Here is a 19,665-nt window from a genome sequence, read left to right on the forward strand (position 1 = left end):
TCACTTTTTCACATAAGTGTGTAACGACTGGAAAGCTTGTGACAGGTCATTTTTCAGGTCCTCGATATCTTCAATTCCGGCCGAGTAACGGATCAAACCTTCTGGAATCCCCATGGCTGCACGTTCTTCAGGTGTGCATTCCACATGACTCGTTGTTCTGGAGGGGCCGACTACCGTTTCCACTGAGCCTAGATTAGCGGCACGGTTAGCATATTGGAGCTTTGGTAAAAGGTCGCGTACAGTGGCTACTCCACCTTTCACAGCAAAGCTCAGCATCCCGCCATACCCTTTCATTTGTTGTTTTGCAATCTGATGGTGAGGGTGGGAAAGAAGGCCAGGATAAAAAACTTCTTCCACGAGATCGAAGGTTTTTAAATGTTCCGCGATAGCTTCTGCATTTTTGTTTTGCTGCTCCACACGAAGCTTCAGTGTCTTCATCCCTCTCAAAAGCAAATAGGCCGCCATTGGATCGAGTGTCGCTCCGTTAATTTCCCTGTAATGGTAAATGGCTTCGACCAAGCTCTTCCTGCCACATACGGCCCCGCCTAATGCATCCGCATGCCCGCCTAGAAACTTCGTCGCACTATGGATAACAAGGTCTGCTCCAAGATCTAGAGGGTTTTGATTTACAGGTGTAGCAAAAGTATTATCAACCACTACGGTTGCCCCCACTGCCTTGCCAGCTGCAGCCATTCGCTTAATGTCGGTAATTTTCACCGTCGGATTCGTCGGGCTTTCCAAATAGAGAACTTTGCAACCTTTAGCCACTTCAGCTTCGAGTGCCTCATGATCTCCCGTTTCACACAGCACGACTTCCACTTGCTGTTTTGGGAGGAATTCTGTGAAAATTTTATTCGTCCCTCCGTACGTATCCTTGATGGATACTACACGGTCTCCAGGGAAAAGCAGGGTGCCAAGCGTATTACTAATCGCTGCCATCCCTGTGGAAAAGCTTGTAGCCGCATCGGCATTTTCTAAGATGCGGATTTTTTCTTCGAAAGCCTGAACGGTCGGGTTTGTATTCCTTCCATATATGTGTCCGGGCTTATTGCCTACCGCTACCTCATACCATTCATCCATGTCGTCATAACCAAAGGAAACACTGTGAACGACAGGCACTTGTGTCGCTCCGAAAGCAAGTTGTTCTTTTTCACCGGCCCAAATCGATTTGGTACTAAACTTCGCGTCTTTCATTCGTAACGCCCTCCCAAGCTATTAGTTGATGGTACACATGTCTTGCAATGGCCGTATCCTGCACACCCGTTCCTGTTAAATCACAAACTGTAATCTCATCATCTGAGCGTCGGAACGAACGCTTTCCGCTCGTCACTTCACCAAGCTCGATGGCACGTTCCACCTCCTCCGGAGACGAACGTAACTCCCCCAAACGGACGGACTGAGCTTTCACATCACAGACGACGACGTCCGCTTTCTCTATGACTGATGTATCTAATTCCTTCTTGTGTTCTGCATCCGACCCCATAGCAGTGAGGTGAACCCCCGGACTCACCCAATCTCCATAAACCAATGGTTCTTTAGACGGTGTCGTCGTTACCACAACATCACTTTTTCGTACGACTTGCTCAGCTGTCTCACATACAGTCATATGAAGACCTGTTTTCTGCTCCATCTCATGTTTAAATTGAACGGCTTTGTCACCATTCCTTCCATACACGAACACATGCTCAATCGGGCGGACCAGCATAAGCGCTTGTAACTGAAGTCGCGCTTGAGCCCCGGTACCAAGGATGCCTGCTATCCGGCTGGTTTCCCTGCTTCCATATTTCGCAGCCACCGCTCCGGCAGCTGCCGTCCTTAAATCGGTCAGCCATCCTTCATCTGCCAAGACCGCGAGCGGTTCACCTGTGTGACTATTGATTAGGATCATAAGGCCATTAGCGCTCGGAATTCCCATGGCGGGATTATGAAAGAATCCAGAAGACAGCTTTACAGCAAAGCTGTCCTCTCCCTTGATATAAGCGGACTTGATATCCACTTCACCATTATGTTCAGGCACATCAATGCGCATGATCGGGGGCATTGTTGTCTCTTTTTCCACTAATGAGGTAAAGGCTTCTTCCATTTTTGCAACAAGGTCTGTATCGAGATGAACGACTTTTTCAATGTCTTTCCGACCAAAGAGTCTGATTTTCAGTCCCCCCTCAGCTGATTTGACCGCTTAAATCCATATGATCACGTATAATCAATTCCTGCGGATAAGTAGTGAACCGCTCACTGCCAGATTCCGTGACCTTAAACGTTTCACTTATTTCAATTCCATCTGTATCGAACCATAACGCCGGTATCAAATGGAACGTCATATTGGGTTCCAGTACAGTTGAATCCCCTCTTCGGATGCTCGCTGTATGCTCTCCCCAGTCCGGTGGATAATTGAGCCCGACGGAATAACCCAAGCGGGCTTCTTTTTCAAATCCGTGTTTTTTAATACTCTTTCTCCACACTTCTTCAAGTTCTCCACAGGTCACCCCAGGCTTTGCGAATTCGAGGACATTATGAATACCTTCCAATACCACCGGGGCGACTTGTTTCATTTTTTCATTCGGTTCCCCTATGGAGACCGTACGGGCAAGCGGCACATGGTAGCGTTTATAACACCCGGCAAGTTCTATGATGACAGCATTCCCTTTTACAAAAGGCCGGTCTGACCATGTCAGGTGGGGGATCGAAGTATGGTCCCCGGTCGGAAGCAGAGGAACAATGGCAGGGTATTCACCACCAAATTCCGGAGTACCCCTGACTATGTGATAGTAAATTTCAGCTGCCGTATCGCATTCCCGTACACCAGGATAAATACTTTCCACTCCTTTGGTCATTGCAAGATCTGCAATTTGGGCAGCCCGTCTCATGTATTCGATTTCCTGATCCGACTTGACGATACGGACGCCGTTCACAAGGAGTGTCGCTTCCTCGAAGGTGGCATTCGGCAATCCTCTCTTTAACCTTTCCAGTGCCTTGGCCGTAAAGTAGTAATGATCCATCTCCACTCCGATCTTCCTTTTCCCTTGACCGATCTGAAGGAGAATATCCGCCATGAAATCCATCGGGTGATAAACATCTGAATGCACGTAGTAGTCTGGGTAGGCAATGACATTCTCATCATAGATCCACGTCGTCACCCTTGCCCCATTCGCATCCTGATAGCGACCAATCCATAACGGCTGCGGTTCATCAACGATAATCACAAGCATCTGATGAACATAAAAAGACCAGGCATCATAACCAGAAAGGTAATTCATGTTTGCCGGGTCTGTAATCAAAAGCACGTCAATTCCTTGTTCAGCCATACGTTTCTTTGTTTTCTGTAAACGCTGGTGATACTCTAAAATGTCAAAAGGAAGAACCATTTCATCCCCTCCGCGCTATTTGTCTGAATTTTTAAACGACTATACATCCATTGTATTCAAAGAAATTTTTTCTTGTAATGTAAAAAGTGTATGAAGTTTAGAGGATGTCCATAGTACAATGTCGTCAAAACGCTCTCCTTCCATTTCTTATGTTACGATACGTATAACCGGATCAAAGGAGGATATGAAGATGACATACAGTTACTTATCTCATTTGTACTGTCCGAAATGTAAGGAAAGCTATAAAGCTACAGAACCCCAGCATCTATGTACATGCGGATCTCCTTTACTCGCAAGCTATGACTTAGAGAACCTGAAAAAATCATGGTCCCCCGAGCAACTGAAAGAAAGATCCCCCGACCTTTGGCGTTATCATGAACTTTTACCACTCCAGGATCCTACATACAAAACTTCTTTGGGAGAAGGCATGAGTCCATTGATTCCCCTCCCTACCCTGCAGAAAGATATGAATATCCGAAAACTGTATATGAAAGATGAAGGAATCATCCCTACTGGATCCTTCAAAGCAAGAGGCGCTGCGGTTGGTGTATCCAAAGCAAAAGAACTCGGTGTGAAAGAACTTGCCATGCCGACGAACGGCAACGCAGGGGCAGCCTGGTCACTATACGCTTCAAGAGCATCGATGGAATCGACCATTGTCATGCCTATGGATGCACCGAAAATCACCCGGAACGAATGTGCCTTATCCGGGGCCAACCTTTTTCTTGTGAACGGGCTGATCAGCGATGCAGGAAAAATTATCGCGGAAGCTGTAGAAACTTCCGGACTCTATGATGTATCTACATTGAAAGAACCATATAGGATTGAAGGTAAGAAAACGATGGGTCTTGAAATCGCAGAGCAGTTAGGCTGGAGCGTTCCAGATGTCATCCTTTACCCGACAGGTGGCGGCGTTGGATTAATCGGTATTCATAAAGCTTTGAGAGAATTACAGGAGCTTGGCTGGATTGCTAAAGACCGGATGCCAAAGCTCGTAGCTGTTCAATCTGAAGGTTGTGCTCCGATCGTGGAAGCATGGCAGCAAGGGCTGAGGGAATCATCGTTCTGGGAAGATTCTGAAACCATCGCATTTGGCATCAATGTACCCAAGGCCATTGGGGACTTCCTCGTCCTTGACGCCTTATATGATACAAACGGATGTGCAGTAGCCGTCAGCGATGATGACCTGTTGAAAGAACAAAAAAGAATGGCCCAAAAAGAAGGGGCCTTCGTCTGTCCAGAAGGCGCAGCAGCATTTGCTGCTGCGAGAAAGTTAAGAGCAGAAAACTGGATTTCCGCATCAGATGAAGTAGTGGTACTCAATACGGGGGCGGGAATTAAGTATCCGGATACCGTTCAGATTGAAATTCCGGTCCTTCAACCAGGTGACAGTCTGCAATACAAGATTTAATTTTTCTCCACGAAATCTTTACAAATTTAGCCCGACATATGTAAATCCATCCCCTTCTTCCGATATTAGATAAAAGATAAAAGACAGACGAAGAAGGGGTTTGGAGTATGAGAAACTTTTTAAAAATCAACCGGACAATCCGGGCAAAGGTATTCATTATGGGGTTATTACTTTTAGCTATCCCATCATTAATTATTGGATTAATCGGTTACCAGTCCAGTAAAGGAAGTCTTGATGAGCTTGGAAAGACAAACCTGAAAAACAGCGTAGAACAAGCGGTGGACATGATTGAAATTGCAAATCAATCGGCCCAGTCAGGAAACCTTTCCCTAGAAGAAGCAAAAGAAACAGTAAAAGAACAACTTCTCGGACCCATGCAGGAAGATGGAACTCGTCCGATTAACTCAACCATTGACCTCGGTGAAAACGGTTACTTTTTTGTTTTAGATGAAAAGGGAACCGAATTAGCCCACCCTTCCCTTGAAGGGGAAAATATATGGGAATCCCAGGACTCAAATGGAGTGATGGTCGCTCAGGAGCTTATCAAAAACGGGACTAACGGAGGCGGTTTCACCTATTTTGAATGGCCTTTACCTAATGATTCTGATACCGTTGCACCTAAAGTTTCCTATTCTCTTTACGAGCCTGCTTGGGGGTGGGTTATCGTCTCCGGCACTTACATGATGGATTTCAACAGTGGTGCAAGTCAGATTTTAAACACGTTATTAATCACGCTTAGCGCGGCGTTGATTCTAGGAGCAATCATTATTTGGTTCTTCTCCAACCGCTTAACAAAACCGATCAAACAGCTATCTGACCACTCTACAAGGATTGCTGAAGGAGATTTCACCGTAGCCGACCTTCAAGTGTCGAATAAGGACGAAATAGGCGTGCTCGTGGAAAATTTCAATACAATGAAAAACAACCTGAAGGCGCTGATCGAGTCTGTTTCTGCTTCTTCGGAACAAGTGGCAGCCGCTTCCCAACAATTGAATGCCAATGCGGAAGAAAACTCACTTGCGGCAGAACAAGTCACAACAGCTATTCAAGAAGTTGCCGCAGGATCTGACCAACAGATGGACAATGCCAATGAATCTTCCGAATGGATTCATGATATATCATCAAATATTCAAACCATTTCCACACAAATGATCAACCTTTCAGAAAAGTCGAATCAGACAGCTGAAACATCCGGATCAGGAGAGAAACTCATTCATACTGCCCTACAGCAAATGCATGAAATCAATGATCATACCAATACCACGAGTGGTACAATTCAGGTTCTCGAGAAAAAATCCAATGAAATTGGCAAAATCGTATCTCTAATTACAGATATCTCAGAACAGACGAACTTGCTCGCGTTGAATGCGGCCATTGAAGCAGCACGGGCCGGCGAACATGGAAAAGGTTTTGCTGTAGTAGCCGAAGAAGTAAGGAAACTGGCTGAGCAGTCCAGTCAATCCGCGAATCACATTATGGACCTGGTACATGACATCCAGCAAAAAACCCAAGAAGCGGTGCAGTTTATGAATAAAAGTGATGACGCTGTCAAATCAGGTGTGAATGTTGTCGGGGAAGCCGAACAGACGTTTAAAACGATTACGACAGATGTTCATGATTTGTCTGGTGGGATGAACGATATCACAGGCTCCATCCAATCGATGACTCATCATATACAAAGTCTCGTCGAATCCTTTGAAGCGGTTAAGAACTTCTCTGTCCAGGCTTCAGAACAATCCCAGCACGTCGCGGCTACGACAGAGCAGCAAAATGCATCGATTCAGGAGATTACATCAGCAAGTGAAACATTAGCTGAAGAAGCTAGCAATCTTCAGGAACAAGTCAGCCGTTTCAGATACTAGGTCCAACATCTTCCAACATTTAGCCGTTATTACGAATTCGATTGTTAGAGGGGTTGAGATCACTCGTTACACCAATACCCTGATAAAGATAAGATTTCAGGAAAAGGTAGAATCGTCTAAAGTCCCCACACAAAAGGAACTCATGCCTCTGCATGAGTTCCTTTTGTTTCATATCGCTTGTACAACGGCAGATATGTCCGCTGCTTGTGTAATGGCTGAAATGACCGCGACACCGTCCGCTCCCCTTTCCATCACTTCAGCAGCATTTCCAGGGTGAATGCCTCCAATTCCGACTACGGGCATGTCAGGGAACGCTCTTTTGACAACCTTCACCCATTCAGGCCCTGCTACAGGATTGGCGTCTTTCTTCGTCATTGTCCTGTACATCGGCCCCACACCTAAATAGTCGACAAGATGGACAGGACTCTGTTCTAATTCTTTCCGATCGGATACCGATAATCCAATGATTGTAGCAGGGTATTTTGAACGAATCTCATTCACAGTTCGATCACTCTGTCCCACGTGGATTCCATCAGCTTTAAGCACATCAAAAAGTTCGACATCATCGTTGACGATAAATGGAATGTCCGCTTCAGCACAACGTTGGCGTAGCTTATGGCCGAGGCTGTACTTTGCTTCTCCAGTTAGGGCGCCTTCCCCTTTTTCTCTATACTGAAAGCAGGTAATTCCCGCTTCGATCGCTTCATCCAAAATGCTCAATGGATCTTTGTTACAGTTTTGACTGCCCATAACGAAGTATTTTCTAAGAATATAAGCTTTCATGTTTCATCCCCCATGGCTAAAGCATCGACAAACTTCGGAATGAATGTCCCTGGTCCTTTGACACCAGGAAGAGCCGCGGCATGTTCGGCCGCCCGGCCATAATGGCTTAATGTTTCTAAAACCTTCTCTTTAGGGTCACCACCTACAGATAAGCCTGCTGCAAGCAAGGAACCTAACAAACAGCCGGCTCCTGTAATTCGGGCAAGAAGCGGGTGACCCGTTTCGTTGACAAAAACCTCTCCTCTCATGCATCCGACATCCCTTTCACCTGTACAGACGGCTCCAGTATAGTATTTTTCTGATACCAGACGAACGATGGATTCAGGGTCAGCTTTCCCTGTTGAGTCTACCCCTTTCGTTTCCACATCCTGACCGACGAGATGGGCGAGTTCCCCGGCATTACCTTTAATGACGGTTGGCTTCACCTCCTGCAAGATTCGCTGGCATGCCTCTGAACGATAGCGGGTTGCAGGGGCACCGACAGGATCGAAGACGACCGGAATACCGATCTCATTCGCTGCTTTCCCTGCAATAATCATCGCTTCCACCTGATTTTCATGAAGCGTCCCGATATTCAATAAAAGTCCTTGAGACAATCGGGTGACATCTGCAACCTCCTGTTTAGCATTAGCCATAATCGGTGTTCCGCCGAAAGCAAGAAGTCCGTTCGCTGTAAAATTCATAACGACCGCATTCGTGATGTGGTGGATCAGTGGGCGTTGTTCTCTTACTCTACCGATAACACTTACAGCCATTGGTTGAAAACCTCCTCACGTAATGCAAAATGATTGGTCGGTCCGCTTCCATTTCCTAAGTCGAAGGAGTGGCGGATTGCTTCTGTTACAAAATATTTCGCTTCCTTGACAGCTTGTGGCAAAGCGTGTCCCTGACTCAGGTAAGCCGTAATGGCTGCTGAATACGTACACCCTGTGCCGTGCGTATTCGAAGAATCAATACGTTCGGATTCAAATTCATAGACACGCCCCCCATCATATAAAAAATCAACCGCTCTTCCATTGAGATGGCCCCCTTTGACAAGGGCCGCATCCGCACCTAAGTCTTTCACTATTACTTCGGCCGCTTCTTTCATATCTGCTTCTGTTTCAATTCCCCCTCCAACAAGCACTTCCGTTTCCGGAATGTTGGGAGTGATAAGTGATGTCTTTGGTACAAGATATTCTTTTAAATAGCGCTGGTCCTCTTTTTCAATCAACGGGTCGCCACTCTGGGCAACCATGACAGGGTCCATGACGTAAGGAGCATCCACCTCATCCAACCATTTACTAATGACCCTCATCATTTTCTTGTTGGCAATCATTCCTGTTTTCAATGCATGAACAGGCATGTCTTCAGAAATTGCTTTCAGTTGACTCCTGATGAAATTTTCCGGGAGGTGGTGGACATCCTTCACACCTGTCGTATTTTGAGAAACAACTGAGGTCACAACACTCATGCCATAACTCTTCAGCTCCTGGAACGTTTTCAAGTCTGCTTGAATACCTGCACCCCCGCTGGGATCAGTACCTGCGATCGTCAACGCACATGATACTTGTCTCATTTCACCCCCTCCTTTTCACAAGGCCATTGCTCTTGTGTGTATGCCATATCCCAGAAGGCATATTCCAGTTGACAACTTTTACGGAAGGCTTCTCTCATCCGCTGCTTTTCCGATTCCGACGCACGTTCCGCATACTGATCAAGCCGTTCACATAACACTGCCGTCAGACTCTTCACTTCCGCATCGGCATAAAACTCAATCCACGGGAGGAAGGGGTGATCGAGCCCTGGGTGATAGCTGTTCAGCAGCTCGACTCCGATTTCATAATACGTCCACGGACACGGAAGCAAGGCTGCTAATATTTCTCCAATGCCTCCTTGATGGGCATAAAATAGCATATGTTTAATGTAGTGATCAGCGGTTGGCGGCAATGGGTACCCTTGCAGTTCTTCATAGGAAACGCCAATCTGTTCACAAAAATTATTGTGAGGATGGATTTCGCTGTTCAGCACAAAATCGATCTGTTCATTGAACAGCTGTATATCTTCCCTTCCTGGAGACTTGGAAATGGCGATTCCATAGACGTGCATAAAAGCGTTCAAATACTCGTAATCAGCCTTGATATAGTGAATCAATGCTTCTTTTGGAACCTCTCCTTTTCCGATTCCTTGGATAAAGGGATGGGAGAAAATTATTTGATAGATATCCTGATTTTCTTTTCTTAATTGATTGGAAAAAGACATGATGGAGCCTCCTATTATTCTCGGAAGCTACTAGAGGACAGAAGGGGATTCTTACTACTTCCCTCCGCCGGCATGACCCGGATCAGGTATTGAGGGACCAAGGAATGTCTCCTTATCTCAGCGAATACTCGCGCCCCTAGCAGTTTCCGTGTATTATGGTTGTAAGATCATGTTTTCAACTTTCACTCGTGATAAAATAAAGGCAGCAATCAAAGCTCCCGAGACACTGCTTACGACAAAAGAAGGCACAAACGCAAAAACACCAGCTGTACTTCCCATTAAGACGTGTGCAATCGGAACAGATGCCAAAGCCCCGATGACTCCAGTGCCCAGCACTTCACCAATCACCGCAGACCTTTTTCTTTCATACATCCGATAACAGAGCCCTGCCAATAATGCACCAAACATTCCACCCGGAAAAGCAAGAAAGGTGCCGAGCCCTAATAAGAAACGTAAGATCCCGATGACGAAAGCAATCATGACCGCCGGGACGGGTCCAAGCACCACCGCCGCGACCACATTAACTGCATGCTGGACAGGATAAGCTTTTGCAATTCCAGCGGGAAACCAGAGAAATTGAGCTCCAAGCGTACCAATGGCAACAAATACGGCCATCGTTGTAAGTAATTTTGTGTTTCTCATTTTTCACCACCTTTCCGTACAGGAGCTGAAGGGATCCATATAAAAAAGCCAGATCCTTAGAGGACCTGGCCTGGTATGCAGTAAGTCGATACACGTATCGTCAGACTACTTCCCTCCGCTGGTATTAACCAGATCAGGTTCGTAAGAGTCAGAAAGCTTGCTCGCTTTCCTCTCAGCCCATTCAGGCTCCCCTAGTAGTTTCATAAACTTATTCGCTTGGTGATTTTCATCATAACAAAGTTGGATGTTTCTGTCATGTGAAACTTTTCCTCCCATCCAAACGTCAACAATAGAAGATAAGGAGTGTGTGAATGATGAAAATGAGATGGATGCTAGGTATGTTCATGGTCCTTTCTTTATCCCTTAGTGCATGTGGGCTTTCAGAGACAAAAGAAGTAGACCAGAATGAAGTGGAAGCAGAAGCATCCGATCCAGACATGAGTGGATTTGTCATGGATCAGGACGAGGACAGTATCCTTGTGGTCACACCGATGGATGATGATGGGTCAGGGGATGAAGGACGGGCCATGTGGGTCTCCGGAGCTCCTGAAGGCCTATGGGTTGGCAAACAGGTCGAGGTCTGGGTAGACGGGGATATTGCTGAGTCCTACCCTGAACAAGCCACCGCTGAAAAAGTCCAGGAACTTGAAATGAGCGAAGTCCAGGGAGCGGATTTAAAAGCATCCGAAGCTCTTTCTGCAGCGTTGTCCGAAACTGAACAAGAACAGGCAGATGTGCTCATCGTATCCCTGCTTTCCTTTGATGAAGAATCCGATCAGTGGACCGTCAAGCTTGACCGACGCGGGACCAATCAGGGGGAATGGAAAACAACCGTCAAAGATGAAAAATAGAGCGCCTTCCCGATGGAGCGCTCTATGCATTCACTTTTTTCAAAAGCCACAACCTCACACTCAACTCCAGCAAAAAAAGATCATCTGCATTGAGGAGAGAGAGTCCGGTCAAATGCTCAATGTTTCTCAATCTGTGCAGTAACGATTGGCGGTGCAGATTCAGAGCGCGAGCTGTCTGACTAACATTGCTGTTGTATTTATTGTAGATCATAAATGTATGAATCAGTTCTGTCTGCCGTTTCTGATCATAATCAATCAGCTTTTCCAATGTATCTGAAACAATCGCTCCAATTTCTTCTTCGTGGGACAGGGCCATGAGCAAGCGATTCATCCTTGTGTCACTGAAAAATGTACGCTCCCCTTCTTCATGCTGTTGACCGATTTTCAGTGCTGTTGCCGCCTCTTCATAGCTTTTATGAAAAGCCTGATACCCACCTTTATGACAAGAAATCCCCCAACTGATCGTAATCCCTTTCAGTAACTCATGAAGCCGCCGCTCTATCAGGTCGAGAAACTGATTCGCTGTTTCTCCGTAATCCGGACGATCCGTTTCCAAGTATACGATGACCTCCCCTTCATCAAACGTTGTCATCGTCCTCCTGTGCAGCGCATCTCCTGCATGGGTGACTTCCTTCTGAATGTAATAATTTCGACTGTTGATCGACGACGATTTCACTTGAGGCATCGTTGAAGATATGCGATCCTCCTCCGGCTGTACGAATTGGATGTGTCCGACGAGACAAATGTAAGGCTTCTCCAGGTCATAGCCAAGGAGCTGCGCTTTGGATAAGAGAGCTCTATCCATCTCCCTTTCCTGCTTGGCTAAATCCAGCAAAAAGTTGTCCTTAAGTCTGATTTCAGTCATTTCAATAGCGTTCTCTTTTACAAAATATAGCGCACAAGCTGTGAGTGCATGATCCAGGATATGAAGGTTCACCCACGTTAAATCCTTTTCGTTCTTTGGTTTAAACAGGATATAACCCTGTTTCTTATAGTTTGATAAAATTGTAAGCTGATAGCATTTTTGATCACCGATTTCATAGGTTTCAATGTAATGGCGGAGTGGGTGATCACTGTCTATATCCGTTTCTACCAAGGTGCCTTCCTGTGGAAGCTCATGCCCATTTAAAACATCGATATAATAACGATCAAAATACTGATTCGCCCGAATTTGCTTGTTATGATCGCTGATGGCCGTTGGAATACCTGTGTTCTGGTAGACAATTGATGTAATCTCCTGCAGCCCTTTTCCGTTCAAGACACAATTGATCAACTCCTGTCTGATCTCTTCCGTCCGTTGCTGCTCTTGGCGTTTTTCCTCACTAATCAATCGTAAAACGTCCTGTAAAATATCTCCGAACCTTATCTCCCAAGGAATTTCCATCACGATCAACTCATGTTTCTCCGCAAGTTTTAACACGCGATCAGGAATTTTGTAAAGATGACGCCCTGTGGCAAAAGCGAGAACAGATGCTTCTGATCGGATGACATCCTCTACATATCCTTCTAGTGCCAGTACATCACCCCCACAGCCAACCCCTGTACTGAGCACAAATTCATTGTTCCTGACAAAGTTCTCCACAGGTGTTTCAATTACTGATATCCAGTCCACTTGACGATCATAAAGATCCGTCTGCACTTTAGCTTTTTCGAGAACAGGAAGTTTCAAGACTTCCTCCACCGCAACCCCCATTTCCACTCCTCCCCCATTTACGATTTAGCCAGAAGATTTAAGACCACATCATGATCGATATTGTTTCCGCTCAAAACGACAACTACATTTTTTCCTTTTAGATCATTAGAATGAAGCACGTGGCCGATCCCCGTTGCAGCCGCTCCTTCCACAACCATCTTGTGGTGCTCAAGGGTAAAGATCAGGCCTTCTTCAATCTGCGACTCTTCTACAAGAACACCCTTGTCCATGTAAGCCTGCGTCATCGGAAATGTGTAACGATTCTCTGTCCCGATTCCTCCAAGGAGGCTGTCTGCCAATGTATAAGACTCCTCAAGAATCACAGGTTTACCTTTCGCAAGGCTTTCATGCATGACAGCCCCCTTCTTCATCGTCACTCCTGTTATGTGTATAGAAGGCTCCATTGATTTCATTACAAACGCAATACCGGACAACAACCCACCTCCAGACAAAGGAATAATCACTTCATCCACCTCAGGACACTGTTCCATAATTTCAAGCGCGATGGTACCCTGGCCGGCAATGATTTCCCGATCATCAAAAGGCTTGATAACCGTCATCCCATCCTCTCTTTCCAATTCAGCACACCTTGCTTCTGCTTCATCTTGACTGCTCCCGACGACTTCGACCGAAGCGTGCAATTTTTTTAGACGGTTCACCTTCGCTTTTGGAACACGATTCGATATACATACCGTACAGGGAATTCCTAACTCTGCTGCTACATACGCAACAGAAATCCCGTGATTTCCTGTTGAAAAAGTGGTCACACCCTTTTTCAATACCTTATCGTCCAAAGATAAGATTTTGTTGGCTGCCCCTCGCAGTTTAAATGAACCCGTAGGATGGGTATGCTCCAGCTTCAAGTGAACATGGGCACCTGTGTGGTCAGAGAGAGGTTCTGAATACAGGATAGGAGTGGGATGAACAAAAGAAGATATGCGCTTCTTTGCTTCCCAAACCTCTCTGAAGGAAAGGTAGGTCATTCATAACGTCCTCCTTCTTGGATTTTCACGATTCCAAGTTTTGAATTTTCAGTTATTTTTATTATAGTGGAACATCCTCCTATGTTTAAAGAGTTAAAATACCATCTATATTTTTAATTACGGTTAAGGCGGTGCTCTTTGGTGCGACTCGGCTCCCCTTTGGCGCGTCTCGGCTCTCCTTTGGCGCGTCTCGGCTCTCCTTTGGCGCGTTTCAGCTCCCCTTTGGCGCGTCTCAGCTCCCCTTTGGCGCGTCTCAGCTCCCCTTTGGCGCGTCTCAGCTCCCCTTTGGCGCGTCTCAGCTCCCCTTTGGCGCGTCTCGGCTCTCCTTTGGCGCGTTTCAGCTCCCCTTTGGCGCGTCTCGGCTCTCCTTTGGCGCGTTTCAGCTCCCCTTTGGCGCGTTTCAATCGAATATAAAAAAGGCCCGATGCACTTAGCATCTGGCCTTTTTCCTTTAAGACGTAGCCCATTTGTAAGCAAAACAATTGAAAATAACAAAATGGAGGAAGATAGAGTAGACATTCGTGGAATGGCCCATGATTCAAATGAAATCCTTGGTCTTCATGTAAAAACCCCCAGCCTTGAATCAAGCTGAAGGTTTTTGGTAGGTGGTTAAAGATTGACTGATGACCTGTGCCAGTGCACTCATATCTTTGACAGATTGGACACTCGCCTGAAAGATCACCTCGGGGGGAACCGCGGACCAATCCAAACCATACCCTGCTTCCAAAGCTATGCAGCGGATAAACTCTCGTAAGCTCCTCCCATTTCCTTCTCTGAAAGGATGGAGTACATTAATTTCTGACATGTAGTAAACCAATTTCTCTACAACCTGTACCCTGTTCATACTTTTCCAATCTTCTCTCATCAACTGTTGAAATATAGGCTCAGCCGCATCGTGAATAAACCTGGCCTGAGCAAAAGAAAATCCATCCTTCGTAATGTTTTCTGTTCGAATTTCTCCAGCAAACGGGTAAAGATCTGAAAATAGGCGCGCATGAATTCTCTGTAAATGCCGCAAGTCGAAATCCCCTTCAATCGGGTTGGATTGAAGCTCGGCAAGCCTTTGAGCCGTAAACATCGTTTCCAAGGCCGTCAATTGTTTCTCATCTTTGATATCATAATGGTTGATCAGAACGTTTGACCCCGGATAACAATACTTCGATTTTTCATTCCCGTACCTTGTGTCAGGCATGACGAGCCAGTTCCAACGCCTGTTTGACGAACTCCTCATGAGAAATCTCCCCTGTCAGGCACTTTTTCACAAGCAATTTCTGCTTTTTGTTCAAGCGGTCCCCCTCGACAGCGAGAGACGCTAAGGCAGGGCGCATAAGTAATTCCACTTCTTCCTCGGAACGTACGGTCATCCAATCCCTCCGAACTATAATCATATCCTCTACATTATACTACAGAAGAGAGTTTTATAGACGGTGAAGTCTTATCAGGAAGTCTTCTTCTTACCAGATGTCGTTGTCTTTTTCTTTGTGGTTCTCTTCTTCTTAGACCCTTTCGTTTTTTCCAACGATTTTTCTAATGCGTCCATTAAATTCGTCACATTATCCGGCTTCGGTTTATCTTTAGCCGTTGTGACTTCTTCATTGTTTTTCTTCGCTTCAATCAATTCCATCAGGGCTGTCCTGTAGTCATCCTTGTACTTTTCCGGATCGAATTCCGCTGTCAACTGATCAATCAACGTAACGGCTGTACTCAATTCTTTCTTACTTAATTCTGTTTCTTCCGGAACATTCGGCACGTCCTGGACCGACCTGACCTCATCAGGATAATGGATGGTTTCCATGACTAGCGTGTTCTCATACACGCGGACAATGGCCAGTTGTTCCTTGGAACGGATGATGATTTTTGCAATTCCGATCTTCTCCGTATCTCCAAGCGCCTGACGAAGGAGACTGTATGCTTTTGACCCTCCTTCACTTGGAGAGATAAAATAACTCCGCTCAAAATAAATCGGATCGATTTCTTCTAACTTCACAAAATCGATGATTTCGACCGCTTTGTCTTCCTGTTCCTTTTTCAACTGTTCCAGGTCTTCTTTGTCTAAAACGACAAACTTGTTCTTCGCATATTCATAAGCTTTTACAATCTCTTCACTCTCTATTTCCCGTTCACATACCGGACAACGCTTCTCATATTCGACCGGTGATTTACATTCTTCATGAAGCTGACGCAGCTTGATGTCCTTGTTCTCAGTTGCCGCGTGCAGTTTCACAGGAATATTCACAAGTCCGAAGCTGATGGTCCCTTTCCACATCGTGTGCATCCCGACCACTCCTTTTTCCTATAGGTTTCACGAGAATCTTAAAAAATATGTTCCGCATGCATGGATAAACTCCTTAAAAAAGCCAAACCTATTCAACAAAATAAGGATTGTTGAAAATCACGGGATGGGAAGGAGATGCAGGAATGAAGCCGATGCTATTGACAGGGACGATGGAACTCCCTGAAGGGGATGAGTGGGTGTATGAAGTGAAGTATGACGGGTTTAGAGCTATTCTCGAAGCCCACGGGGAAGGAGTCAGGATCCTGAGCCGGAATGGGAAAGACTTGAGTGACCGCTTTCCTGAGATCGTTCAGGTGGAAATTCCTAAGGATCTTCTGCCATTCACTCTGGACGGGGAGCTGGTCATTTTGAACACTCCCTACCAAGCGAACTTTGAAGCTTTACAGACAAGAGGAAGAATGAGAAATAAAGAAAAAATACGAGTTTCTTCCAAACGAAGACCTGCTACCTTCATGGCTTTTGACAAAATAGAAAAAGGTACCCCCTTGCTAAAAAGAAAAGAAAATATGAAAAAGCTTCTCGGAAGTCTTAATCACCCCCAAGTCCGAAATATTGATGTATATGAGAAATTAGAGGAGATCATATCCATCGCTGAGCTGCACGCTGTTGAGGGAATCATTGCAAAAATGAAAAAGAGCAAATATCAGCCCGGTGAACGCGGAAGACAGTGGCTGAAATGGAAACAATGGAGGACAGTCTCGGGCTTTTTACAAAAGTACGATGCCGAGAACGGATATTATGATATAGGGTACTATAAGGACGACACCCCTGTCCCCCTCGGGAAGTTTAAACATGGCCTGGAAGATGACGAGCGTGAGACGCTCGAGACATTTTTCAAAGAACACGGAAAAAAGAAAAAAGAGGCATGGCATTTAACGCCTGGAACGTGTGTAGATGTACATTGCCTGAGTGCTGAGGAAGGAGAGCTTCGTGAACCTCTCTTTCATCAGTTCCGATTTGATCTTGTTCCTGAAGATTGCACAGAATCTAAGAAACAATGGGATCTTTCCCTGTTTCCTGACACCTTCGAACCAACCAATATCGATAAACCATTATGGAAAGGTATTTCTAAACAGGATTTTCTCGTTTACATCCGTCAGTTAGCTCCTCACATGCTCCCGTTTCTACAGGAAAAGAAGTTAACGTTGATCCGTTATCCTGATGGCATCTACGAAGAGTCTTTCTATCAAAAACACATCCCTGACCATGCCCCCGACTTTCTGAAAATGTGGATGGAGGATGGGGAGCCGTTCATCATTTGTGATCAGCTGCTCTCTCTACTTTGGCTAGCAAACCAGGGGGCATTGGAATACCATGTCCCCTTTGAGAAAGCCGGTGGTCAAAAACCTGATGAAATTGTCTTGGATTTAGATCCTAAAGATCGAAGCCATTTCAATAAGGCCATTACGGCTGCTCGATTATTGAAGCACCTCCTTGATGAACTTGAAGTCAAAAGCTTTGTCAAAACATCCGGAAATAAAGGCATGCAGATTCACATCCCTATCCGCGAGGGGGATTTAAGCTATGAGGAGACAAGGAAAATCACAGAAACGTTGGCTACACTCCTTGTTAATGAAGAACCTGACCTCTTTACGATTGAACGACTGAAGAAAAAGCGTGGGGATCGATTGTATATTGACTACGTCCAACATGCAGAGGGCAAAACGATTATTGCCCCGTATTCGACCAGAGCGACCGAAAACGCAACCGTCGCGACGCCGCTTCATTGGGAAGAAGTGACAGAAGATTTGCGGCCGGAATCATATACGATTCATACTGTACCCGGCCGTATCGCTGAACTGGGGTGCCCTTTTTCTATGTATGAAAAGGCTAGAGACAAGCAGCCCATCCAAAAGTTGAAACAATTGCTTCAATAACTTGTCGAATATTGCCCGGGAAATATAGCGCCACTTCTCTGAAAAAATGTTCATAAAAAGGCTGCCGGTCGTCACCGGCAGCCTTTTTATCTGTTCTTATTCTGATAAGGTTTTACTTCGTTCCCGCAGTTTGAACTTTTGCAGTTTCCCGCTCGCGTTTCGTGGAAGTTCATCTACAAATTCATAACGTCTCGGCCGTTTGTACCGGGCCAGTCGATTTCCTGAAGTACAAAACTCATCCAGTTCTTGTTCAGTAACGCCGCTTTCCTTTTTGACGATATAGGCGACCACCCTTTCTCCCCACAGATCATCCGGCTCTCCCACGACGGCTGCGTCCATGACTGCAGGGTGCTCGTACAAGGCATCTTCGACTTCTCTTGAATAGATGTTTTCACCGCCTGAAATGATCATGTCCTTCACACGATCACTAACCCAGAGGTATCCATCTTCGTCAAAGGACCCGATGTCACCCGTATGGTACCAACCTTTGTACATAGCTTCTTCTGTCGCTTCCGGCCTGTTGTAATACCCCTTCATCATGCTCGGCCCTCGTACGATAATTTCCCCGAGTTCGTGCGGTTTACAAATCTCTTCAGGCTCTGCGGGTCCGTGCTCATTCGTCCTCACCACTCGGACTTCATGGTTTAGCAACGCCCTTCCTGCCGACCCTGCTTTCGTGACTTGTTCTTCCTCGGTCAGTGCGGTGATTGCAGGTCCCATTTCCGTCATACCATAGGCCTGTAAGAGCTGAACACCTAAGGCATCATGCAGCTTCATCGTCAAAGCAGGGGCCATTGGTGCTCCTCCGTAAAGACCTTGTCTCAATGTCTGGAAATCCTCTTTGGCGAATTCCTCTTGCAGCATCATGTTCCACATCGTCGGAGCTGCGAAGAAGGACGTAATCTGCTCCTCCCTGACTGTGCCAATGACTTCCGGGGCATCGAAATGGTGCAGCAGAACATTCGTCGCTCCAATCATCACTCTCGGGAAGAACGCACAATGAAGCTCTGCACAATGGAAAATCGGGGCGACAGTCAGTCCACGGTCATTTTCCGTCAGTCTCAAACATGCGGTCATGATGAGCGCTTGATCGACCATATCTCGATGCGTATGGATGACTCCTTTCGGAAGTCCGGTTGTTCCTGATGTGTACATGATGGCATAAGGATCGTTCTCGTCCAGTTCACACACAGGTCGTTCGGTCGTTACTCCATCCGTTCGTTCATAATAGTTCATGGCATAAGGCAGGTTTTCTTCGTCGATGGACCAAAACTCAATACTTGTCATCTCTTTCGCTACCGGAGCAATTTGAGCTGCCGTCGCTTTTTCAAACACGACCACCTTCGGATCGGCATCTTTCAAAATGAACTCGATTTCTTTTTCCATGAGACGGAAGTTCACCGGATTGAATACCGCTCCAATCTTCATGCAGGCGAACAGCACCGTTGCATATTCAGCCGTGTTAAAAAGCACCGTTGATACTTTATCCCCTTTTTCCACCCCTGAAGCCTTCAGCGCATTCGCTGTGCGATTCACTTCCTGGTCCCACTCTCCGTATGTCCAGCGTGTTCCAAGCCGCAGGTCCACCAATCCTTCTTTATCCGCATACTTCGCTACCGTTTGCTCAAACATACTCCTAAGTGTTGGTCCCATTTCTCATC

The 19,665-nt window shown here is 46.1% G+C and carries 19 protein-coding genes and 2 riboswitches; of the genes, 4 read left to right on the plus strand and 15 right to left on the minus strand.

Translation table 11 applies throughout. The features are described 5' to 3' along the window. The 3 genes from K2225_RS10405 to K2225_RS10415 are packed head-to-tail and all read right to left on the minus strand — an operon-like array spanning position 1 to position 3,365. Positions 1-1,194 (minus strand): cystathionine gamma-synthase family protein, encoded by a 1,194-nt coding sequence (locus K2225_RS10405; RefSeq protein ID WP_220584672.1) that lies wholly within the window; start codon positions 1,192-1,194, stop codon positions 1-3. Continuing rightward, positions 1,175-2,155, minus strand: a complete 981-nt coding sequence (locus K2225_RS10410; RefSeq protein WP_255574462.1) for a cyclodeaminase — start codon at positions 2,153-2,155, stop codon at positions 1,175-1,177. Before K2225_RS10410 ends, K2225_RS10405 begins: the two co-directional genes overlap by 20 nt. Before the next feature lie 7 nt (positions 2,156-2,162). Continuing rightward, positions 2,163-3,365 carry a M24 family metallopeptidase gene (locus K2225_RS10415; RefSeq protein ID WP_220584673.1) on the minus strand — a complete coding sequence of 401 codons (1,203 nt, stop codon included), beginning with the start codon at positions 3,363-3,365 and terminating at the stop codon, positions 2,163-2,165. Between the two features lie 190 nt (positions 3,366-3,555). On the opposite strand from K2225_RS10415, the gene K2225_RS10420 reads away from it, so the two are divergent. Both K2225_RS10420 and K2225_RS10425 read left to right on the plus strand, forming a co-directional pair. Continuing rightward, positions 3,556-4,776, plus strand: coding sequence for a threonine synthase (locus tag K2225_RS10420; protein WP_220584674.1), 1,221 nt, complete (start codon positions 3,556-3,558; stop codon positions 4,774-4,776). 107 nt (positions 4,777-4,883) lie between these two features. Continuing rightward, positions 4,884-6,638: a methyl-accepting chemotaxis protein gene (locus K2225_RS10425; RefSeq protein WP_220584675.1), complete on the plus strand. Its 1,755-nt coding sequence runs from the start codon at positions 4,884-4,886 to the stop codon at positions 6,636-6,638. Positions 6,639-6,806: 168 nt separating this feature from the next. Here the strand turns inward: K2225_RS10425 and thiE are convergent, their stop codons facing one another. The 5 genes from thiE to thiW all read right to left on the minus strand — a co-directional run bounded on the left by thiE (position 6,807) and on the right by thiW (position 10,304). Continuing rightward, positions 6,807-7,421: a thiamine phosphate synthase gene (thiE, locus tag K2225_RS10430; RefSeq protein WP_220584676.1), complete on the minus strand. Its 615-nt coding sequence runs from the start codon at positions 7,419-7,421 to the stop codon at positions 6,807-6,809. Beyond that, positions 7,418-8,176 (minus strand): hydroxyethylthiazole kinase, encoded by a 759-nt coding sequence (thiM, locus tag K2225_RS10435; protein ID WP_220584677.1) that lies wholly within the window; start codon positions 8,174-8,176, stop codon positions 7,418-7,420. Before thiM ends, thiE begins: the two co-directional genes overlap by 4 nt. Then, entirely contained in the window at positions 8,167-8,979 is an 813-nt protein-coding gene (gene thiD / locus K2225_RS10440; protein WP_220584678.1) for a bifunctional hydroxymethylpyrimidine kinase/phosphomethylpyrimidine kinase, read from the minus strand. The genes thiM and thiD overlap by 10 nt, the downstream gene beginning before the upstream one ends. After that, a complete protein-coding gene (gene tenA / locus K2225_RS10445) occupies positions 8,976-9,662 on the minus strand; it encodes a thiaminase II (protein ID WP_220584679.1) in 687 nt (228 codons plus the stop codon). The genes thiD and tenA overlap by 4 nt, the downstream gene beginning before the upstream one ends. Before the next feature lie 42 nt (positions 9,663-9,704). Continuing rightward, positions 9,705-9,810: riboswitch (TPP riboswitch) on the minus strand. Between the two features lie 5 nt (positions 9,811-9,815). Then, on the minus strand, positions 9,816-10,304 hold the full coding sequence (thiW, locus tag K2225_RS10450) for an energy coupling factor transporter S component ThiW (RefSeq protein ID WP_220584680.1): 489 nt from the start codon (positions 10,302-10,304) through the stop codon (positions 9,816-9,818). Positions 10,305-10,397: 93 nt separating this feature from the next. After that, positions 10,398-10,507: riboswitch (TPP riboswitch) on the minus strand. A 108-nt stretch (positions 10,508-10,615) separates the two neighbouring features. Between thiW and K2225_RS10455 the strand changes: the two genes are divergently transcribed. Beyond that, positions 10,616-11,155, plus strand: coding sequence for a DUF3221 domain-containing protein (locus tag K2225_RS10455; RefSeq protein WP_220584681.1), 540 nt, complete (start codon positions 10,616-10,618; stop codon positions 11,153-11,155). A gap of 22 nt (positions 11,156-11,177) precedes the next feature. Here K2225_RS10455 and K2225_RS10460 read toward each other — a convergent pair whose 3' ends face one another. From K2225_RS10460 to ku, 6 genes are all read right to left on the minus strand, one after another. Beyond that, a complete protein-coding gene (locus K2225_RS10460) occupies positions 11,178-12,848 on the minus strand; it encodes a PucR family transcriptional regulator (protein WP_220584682.1) in 1,671 nt (556 codons plus the stop codon). Between the two features lie 17 nt (positions 12,849-12,865). Then, on the minus strand, positions 12,866-13,831 hold the full coding sequence (locus tag K2225_RS10465) for a threonine/serine dehydratase (RefSeq protein WP_220584683.1): 966 nt from the start codon (positions 13,829-13,831) through the stop codon (positions 12,866-12,868). A gap of 113 nt (positions 13,832-13,944) precedes the next feature. Further along, positions 13,945-14,268, minus strand: coding sequence for a hypothetical protein (locus tag K2225_RS10470; RefSeq protein WP_220584684.1), 324 nt, complete (start codon positions 14,266-14,268; stop codon positions 13,945-13,947). 146 nt (positions 14,269-14,414) lie between these two features. Further along, positions 14,415-15,062, minus strand: coding sequence for a Fic/DOC family protein (locus K2225_RS10475; RefSeq protein ID WP_255574394.1), 648 nt, complete (start codon positions 15,060-15,062; stop codon positions 14,415-14,417). Then, positions 15,016-15,195 carry a hypothetical protein gene (locus K2225_RS10480; RefSeq protein ID WP_220584685.1) on the minus strand — a complete coding sequence of 60 codons (180 nt, stop codon included), beginning with the start codon at positions 15,193-15,195 and terminating at the stop codon, positions 15,016-15,018. Before K2225_RS10480 ends, K2225_RS10475 begins: the two co-directional genes overlap by 47 nt. A 74-nt stretch (positions 15,196-15,269) precedes the next feature. After that, entirely contained in the window at positions 15,270-16,106 is an 837-nt protein-coding gene (ku, locus tag K2225_RS10485) for a non-homologous end joining protein Ku (RefSeq protein ID WP_220584686.1), read from the minus strand. A 143-nt stretch (positions 16,107-16,249) separates the two neighbouring features. Here ku and ligD point away from each other — a divergent pair, with 143 nt between their 5' ends. Beyond that, positions 16,250-18,004, plus strand: coding sequence for a DNA ligase D (ligD, locus tag K2225_RS10490; protein WP_220584687.1), 1,755 nt, complete (start codon positions 16,250-16,252; stop codon positions 18,002-18,004). Positions 18,005-18,100: 96 nt separating this feature from the next. On the opposite strand, the gene K2225_RS10495 is transcribed toward ligD, so the two are convergent. After that, positions 18,101-19,657, minus strand: a complete 1,557-nt coding sequence (locus K2225_RS10495; protein WP_220584688.1) for a fatty acid--CoA ligase — start codon at positions 19,655-19,657, stop codon at positions 18,101-18,103. Between the last annotated feature and the right edge of the window lie 8 nt (positions 19,658-19,665).

This window comes from Halobacillus sp. Nhm2S1 (assembly GCF_019599545.1).
Taxonomy (GTDB): domain Bacteria; phylum Bacillota; class Bacilli; order Bacillales; family Halobacillaceae; genus Halobacillus.

Coding starts and splice junctions, on each gene's coding strand:
- K2225_RS10405 (WP_220584672.1), bottom strand. CDS start 1,194: ATGAAAGACGCGAAGTTTAGTACCAAATCGATTTGGGCCGGTGAAAAA.
- K2225_RS10415 (WP_220584673.1), bottom strand. CDS start 3,365: ATGGTTCTTCCTTTTGACATTTTAGAGTATCACCAGCGTTTACAGAAA.
- K2225_RS10420 (WP_220584674.1), top strand. CDS start 3,556: ATGACATACAGTTACTTATCTCATTTGTACTGTCCGAAATGTAAGGAA.
- K2225_RS10425 (WP_220584675.1), top strand. CDS start 4,884: ATGAGAAACTTTTTAAAAATCAACCGGACAATCCGGGCAAAGGTATTC.
- thiE (WP_220584676.1), bottom strand. CDS start 7,421: ATGAAAGCTTATATTCTTAGAAAATACTTCGTTATGGGCAGTCAAAAC.
- thiM (WP_220584677.1), bottom strand. CDS start 8,176: ATGGCTGTAAGTGTTATCGGTAGAGTAAGAGAACAACGCCCACTGATC.
- thiD (WP_220584678.1), bottom strand. CDS start 8,979: ATGAGACAAGTATCATGTGCGTTGACGATCGCAGGTACTGATCCCAGC.
- tenA (WP_220584679.1), bottom strand. CDS start 9,662: ATGTCTTTTTCCAATCAATTAAGAAAAGAAAATCAGGATATCTATCAA.
- thiW (WP_220584680.1), bottom strand. CDS start 10,304: ATGAGAAACACAAAATTACTTACAACGATGGCCGTATTTGTTGCCATT.
- K2225_RS10455 (WP_220584681.1), top strand. CDS start 10,616: ATGATGAAAATGAGATGGATGCTAGGTATGTTCATGGTCCTTTCTTTA.
- K2225_RS10460 (WP_220584682.1), bottom strand. CDS start 12,848: ATGGGGGTTGCGGTGGAGGAAGTCTTGAAACTTCCTGTTCTCGAAAAA.
- K2225_RS10465 (WP_220584683.1), bottom strand. CDS start 13,831: ATGACCTACCTTTCCTTCAGAGAGGTTTGGGAAGCAAAGAAGCGCATA.
- K2225_RS10470 (WP_220584684.1), bottom strand. CDS start 14,268: ATGCTAAGTGCATCGGGCCTTTTTTATATTCGATTGAAACGCGCCAAA.
- K2225_RS10475 (WP_255574394.1), bottom strand. CDS start 15,062: ATGAGGAGTTCGTCAAACAGGCGTTGGAACTGGCTCGTCATGCCTGAC.
- K2225_RS10480 (WP_220584685.1), bottom strand. CDS start 15,195: ATGACCGTACGTTCCGAGGAAGAAGTGGAATTACTTATGCGCCCTGCC.
- ku (WP_220584686.1), bottom strand. CDS start 16,106: ATGCACACGATGTGGAAAGGGACCATCAGCTTCGGACTTGTGAATATT.
- ligD (WP_220584687.1), top strand. CDS start 16,250: ATGAAGCCGATGCTATTGACAGGGACGATGGAACTCCCTGAAGGGGAT.
- K2225_RS10495 (WP_220584688.1), bottom strand. CDS start 19,657: ATGGGACCAACACTTAGGAGTATGTTTGAGCAAACGGTAGCGAAGTAT.